The sequence below is a fragment of the Aminobacter sp. P4_H6_2 genome (assembly GCF_056400805.1).
The window spans coordinates 1-4,819 of record NZ_JBFUKO010000414.1 but is presented as its reverse complement, the minus strand read 5'-3'; the positions used below and the strand labels follow the sequence as shown (position 1 = coordinate 4,819).

The following is a 4,819-nucleotide window of genomic DNA, read 5'->3' as shown; positions in this document are numbered from 1 at the left end:
TCCCGATGCGGCGTTCAATCCGCGGTTTTATTCCGGCGCCAGGCGAAGGTTCAAGCGCTGGTCCAGGCTGCTGCCTCAAGCGCAGTCCTGGCGCGGCGCGCCGCCTGAAGATGATTGCATCATTCCGGTCTTGCACGGCGCCTGTATTTTCGTCCGCCGCGCGCATTTTGAGCAAATTGGCGGGTTCGACCGGGAGATCTTCCTGTTTCACGAGGACGATGACCTCAGTTTGCGGCTGCGGCAGGCAGGCATCGAATTGCGACTTGCTGCGAAAGCCGTCGTCGATCACGCGGAGGGGAACTCCAGCGCGCGGTCGATCGAGTCCGGCCGCATCAAGGGCGAGGCCATGGGGCGCTCGCTGGTCTATGTCATGAACAAGCACAAACGTCCCCTGGATTTGCCGGCAGAGCGCTACCGCACCCGGCTGAAATTGCTGTTGCCACAGGTGCTGTTCAGCAAAGCGCGCCGTGCCAAGCTGCTGGGGTTCATGCGCGGGCTGAACGGCGGTCCGGTCGACAATGTCGGAAAACATACATGAATGCCCAGTCCGGCGCGCCATGGCGCGAAAATCCCTCAGCGCTACGCAGGCTGTGGACGGCACTTCGCCGCGCTGTCAAATCCGCGACTGCTAGTCGGCCGGCTGCAAGCAATCTCTACGACTGTTATGTCGATAACGCGCAAGCGAACTACCCATCATCGGACTACGTGCCGATTGCCAGCGAGGAGCCGTCGCCTGTCGATATCAGGCTGATCGCCTATTACCTGCCGCAGTTCCATCCAATCCCGGAAAACGACGATTGGTGGGGCAAGGGCTTCACCGAGTGGCGCAATGTGGCGCGCGCGTTTCCAGTCTTTGAGGGACATTATCAGCCGCGCCTACCGGGCGAACTGGGCTACTATGACCTGCGTGTGCCTGAAATCATGCAGCGACAGGTGGAACTGGCCAAGCTGTACGGGATCTCGGCATTTTGCTTCCATTTCTATTGGTTCGGCGGCAAGCGCCTGCTCGAAGGCCCGCTCGATCATTACCTGAAGACAGCTGATCTTGATCTGCCATTTTGCCTGTGCTGGGCCAACGAGCCCTGGTCGCGGCGCTGGTCAGGCCGTGAGCAGGACGTACTCCTGGCCCAGACACATTCGGCGGAAGACGATCTCGCGGTCATTCGCGGCCTCGACAAATATTTCCGCGATCCGCGTTATCTGAATATCAACGGCAAGCCGGTCCTCACAATCTATCGCGCGAGCCTTTTTCCCGACCTCAAGGCGACGGTCGCGCGCTGGCGCGGCGAGATGGAACGACTGGGTTATCCTGGCGTCTATCTCATCGCGACCAACGCCTTCGACTTCGGTGATCATGCGGAATATGGCTTCGATGCCTTGTCGGAATTTCCACCGCATGGCGTTCGTACCCCAAACATCGAAAGCAGCCTGGCGGTTTCGGCAGTCAAAAAAGGCGGGCGAATCCGCCGTTATCCGGACGTCGTACTGGCCGACAAAGCCAAGCCTGCCCCAGATGGGGTGGTTCACCCTGGTGTCATGCCAACCTGGGATAACAGCGCCCGTCGGCCAACCTCCGCACAAATCTACCATGGATCGACGCCGGCATTATTTCAGGACTGGCTTGGGCATGCGATGCAACGGGCCAGAGCCAATCCCGCGTCCGAGCGGATGGTCTTCATCAACGCCTGGAATGAGTGGGGCGAGGGTGCCTATCTCGAGCCCGACCTGAGATACGGTTACGCTTATCTCGAAGCCTGTGCCTCCGCAGTCCGAGGGCATGCTGTACAAATGGGCGGCGACACAAAATCCAGCTGAGCTTCGCTCCATAATGATGTGCGCTGCACAACATTTGGAGTTGCACCTTAGCTGTCGCGAAAATAGGCTCAGCCGTCCCTCAGCGTGCCCCTTTGGCGCCAGGGCGTCAAACAACAGAGGCTTTCCATGACACGACTTCACACCCTTCTCGCGGCTGGCKTTGCTGGCCTCGCGACGACGCTCGTCGCCGCACCTGCGCTTGCCCAGGGCAAGACGCTGACCATCTCCTGGTGGGGTTTCAACGGTGACAAGCTCGACGAATACATCATCAAGCCGTTCAAGGAAAAATGCGGCTGCGAGATCGTGTTCGAAACCGGCAATAACGCTGACCGCCTCAACAAGATCAAGATCCGCAACGGCGAAGGCGTCGACGTCGCCTACTTCACCGACGCCTATTCGCAGATCGGCATCAAGGAAGGCCTGTTCCAGCCGATCGACAAGTCGAAGGTGCCGAACCTCGAAGGTCTCTACGATCTCGCCAAGGCACCGCAGGGTGAATTCGGCCCGGCCTACACGATCGGGCGCGTCGGCGTCATCTATGACACCGCCAAGGTGAAGGCACCGATCACTTCCTGGAACGACCTCTGGAAGGAAGATTTCAAGGCTTCGCTGTCGCTGCCGGGCATCACCACCACCGCAGGCCCGATGGCCGTGATGATCGCTGCCGCGCATGCCGGGGTTGATCCGTTTGCCGATACCGATGGCGCCTTCAAGTCGATCGAGGCTCTGAAGCCGAATGTCGTCAAGAACTACAACACCGGCTCGGAGCTGGTGAACCTGTTCTCGACAGGCGAAATCTCGGCTTCAGTCGCCCARGACTTCACGCTCGCCCAGATCCAGGCTGCCGTTCCGACCGCTGCCTGGGCCGATCTCTCGGATGGCGCGATCGCCACGCTCAACACCATCAACATCCCCAAGGGTGCTGCCAATGTCGAGCTGGCGCATGAGTTCATCAACTTCGTTCTGTCCAAGGAGGTCCAGCAGAAGACCGCCGAGAACGCTGTCGATGCGCCTGTCGTCAAGGCTGTCACACTGACCCCGGAGCAGGCCAAGCAGTGGACCTACGGTGCCGACATGATCGCTTCGCTGAAGCAGGTCGACTATGAGAAGCTGAATACGGCCAAGACCGACTGGGTCGACCGCTGGAACGAAGTGTTCGGCATGTAAGACCAACAGATGAGGAAGGGCGTTTAGCCCTTCCTCATTCTTGTGCACATCGCACAAGAATCTACCCTTTTTGCCCGCTGCACCGCCCTTTGCGGCATTCTGCGCCTTTCGCTATCGCGCAATGAAGGTTAGCAAGCCTCGCAAGCGAGGCTCCCTTGGCGGAGCGCGCCAGGGTAAACTGGAAGAGATCGGGACTTCATGCTGAAACGCTTTGCTGGATGGTGGCTCGCCGGGCCTGCGACGCTGGCGGTTCTGGCCTTCCTCATACTGCCGGTCGCCGCCACCATCGCCACGACCTTCGGCGAAGACGGCGGCATCTTCGCGCCTTACGTCGCCTTTTTCAGCAGCGGCTTCCGTCGCACTGTTTTGTGGCGCACCATCGAGATATCGCTGGCGACGACCGCCATCTCGCTGGTCGTCGGTTTCCTGACCGCCTATGTGGTGTCGAAGTCCCYGGGTAAGCTGAAGAGCCTTTTGATCATCGCGGCCGTTTTCCCGCTGCTGACCGGTGTCGTCGTGCGTTCCTTCGCCTGGCTGATCATCCTCGGCAAGAACGGCATCCTCAACAATTTCCTGGTCGGCATCGGTGTCATCAGCGAGCCGCTGTCGATGCTCTACACCCAAGGATCGGTCATCGTTGCGATGGTCTATCTGTTCGTGCCGCTGATGATCCTGACGCTGGTCGGTGTGCTTGAAAACATCCCCGACGACGTCGTCCAGGCCTCGGCCTCGCTGGGCGCCACGCCCGCCGGGACGTTTCGCCAGGTGATCCTGCCGCTCGCGGTGCCTGGCCTGATCGTTGGTGCGGTGCTCGTCTTCACCGGTTCGTTCACCGCCTATGCCACGCCGCAGTTGCTTGGCGGCGAGCGCCAGATGGTCATGGGAACGCTGATGTACCAGCGCGCCATGGTGTCGTTCGACTGGGTCGGTGCCTCCACAATCGCAGCAATCATGGTGGTGATAACTGTCGCCGTCGTACTTGCCATGAGCCGCGTTGCGCGGCGTCTCAACCCGATGGCGACATGATGACCAGCCGTATCAATCCCCTGCTGATCCTGTTTACCGTCCTGGTCTACATCTTCCTGATGGGGCCGCTGATCATCGTGCTCGGCGCCTCGGTCAGCGACACCACCTACCTGACCTTCCCGCCGCAAGGCCTGACGCTGCGCTGGTTCGAAAACATCTTCGCGATCAGCGCCTTCAAGCGCACGATCGTGACCAGCCTGGAGCTTGCCTTCCTCGCGACAGGTCTGGCGCTGCTGATCGGCATTCCTGCCGCCTACGCGCTCAACCGCTACCGCATCAAGCTGCCGTCCTGGCTGTCGACTGTTTTCGTGCTACCGATCCTGGTGCCTGAGATCGTGCTTGGCTTTTCGCTGCTGAAATCGGTGGCGGTGGGCATGGACACGCCGATCTTCCTGACGCTGCTCGTCGGCCACATGCTGCTGGTGCTGCCTTATTGCGTGCGCGTCGTCTCGGCGAGCCTCGCCTCGTTCGACTTCTCGATCGAAGAGGCGGCCGTCAGCCTTGGCAGCCCGCCGGTGAAGACCTTCTTCACCATCGTCCTGCCCAATGTCCGCTCGGGCGTGATTGCGGCCTTCATCCTGGCCTTCATCACCTCGATCAACGACGTCTCGACGTCGCTGTTTTTGACCGGTCCCGGCATCTCGACGCTGCCGATCCAGATCCTCGCCCATGTCGAGCAGTTCTTCGACCCGACGATTGCGTCGGTGTCGGTGCTGCTGATGCTGCTGACAGTCGCAGTCATGGCCATCGTCGAGCGCACGCTCGGCCTCACCTTCCTTGCGAAGTAGACCCATATGACCCAGGCACTAAC

At 60.4% G+C, this 4,819-nt stretch carries 5 protein-coding genes; all 5 read left to right on the top strand.

Annotated features, from left to right (window positions below):
- A partial coding sequence (locus tag AC1DUU_RS23150) for a glycosyltransferase family 2 protein (protein WP_476785727.1) occupies positions 1–538 on the top strand: 538 nt, incomplete at its 5' end.
- Between the two features lie 167 nt (positions 539–705).
- Positions 706–1,815 carry a glycosyltransferase WbsX family protein gene (locus AC1DUU_RS23145; protein WP_476785726.1) on the top strand — a complete coding sequence of 370 codons (1,110 nt, stop codon included), beginning with the start codon at positions 706–708 and terminating at the stop codon, positions 1,813–1,815.
- 126 nt (positions 1,816–1,941) lie between these two features.
- Positions 1,942–2,982 (top strand): ABC transporter substrate-binding protein, encoded by a 1,041-nt coding sequence (locus AC1DUU_RS23140; RefSeq protein WP_476785725.1) that lies wholly within the window; start codon positions 1,942–1,944, stop codon positions 2,980–2,982.
- 201 nt (positions 2,983–3,183) lie between these two features.
- Positions 3,184–4,008 (top strand): ABC transporter permease, encoded by an 825-nt coding sequence (locus tag AC1DUU_RS23135; protein WP_476785729.1) that lies wholly within the window; start codon positions 3,184–3,186, stop codon positions 4,006–4,008.
- Complete coding sequence (locus AC1DUU_RS23130; protein ID WP_476785728.1) at positions 4,008–4,796, top strand: ABC transporter permease; 789 nt, start codon at positions 4,008–4,010, stop codon at positions 4,794–4,796. The genes AC1DUU_RS23135 and AC1DUU_RS23130 overlap by 1 nt, the downstream gene beginning before the upstream one ends.
- Positions 4,797–4,819 lie beyond the last annotated feature (23 nt).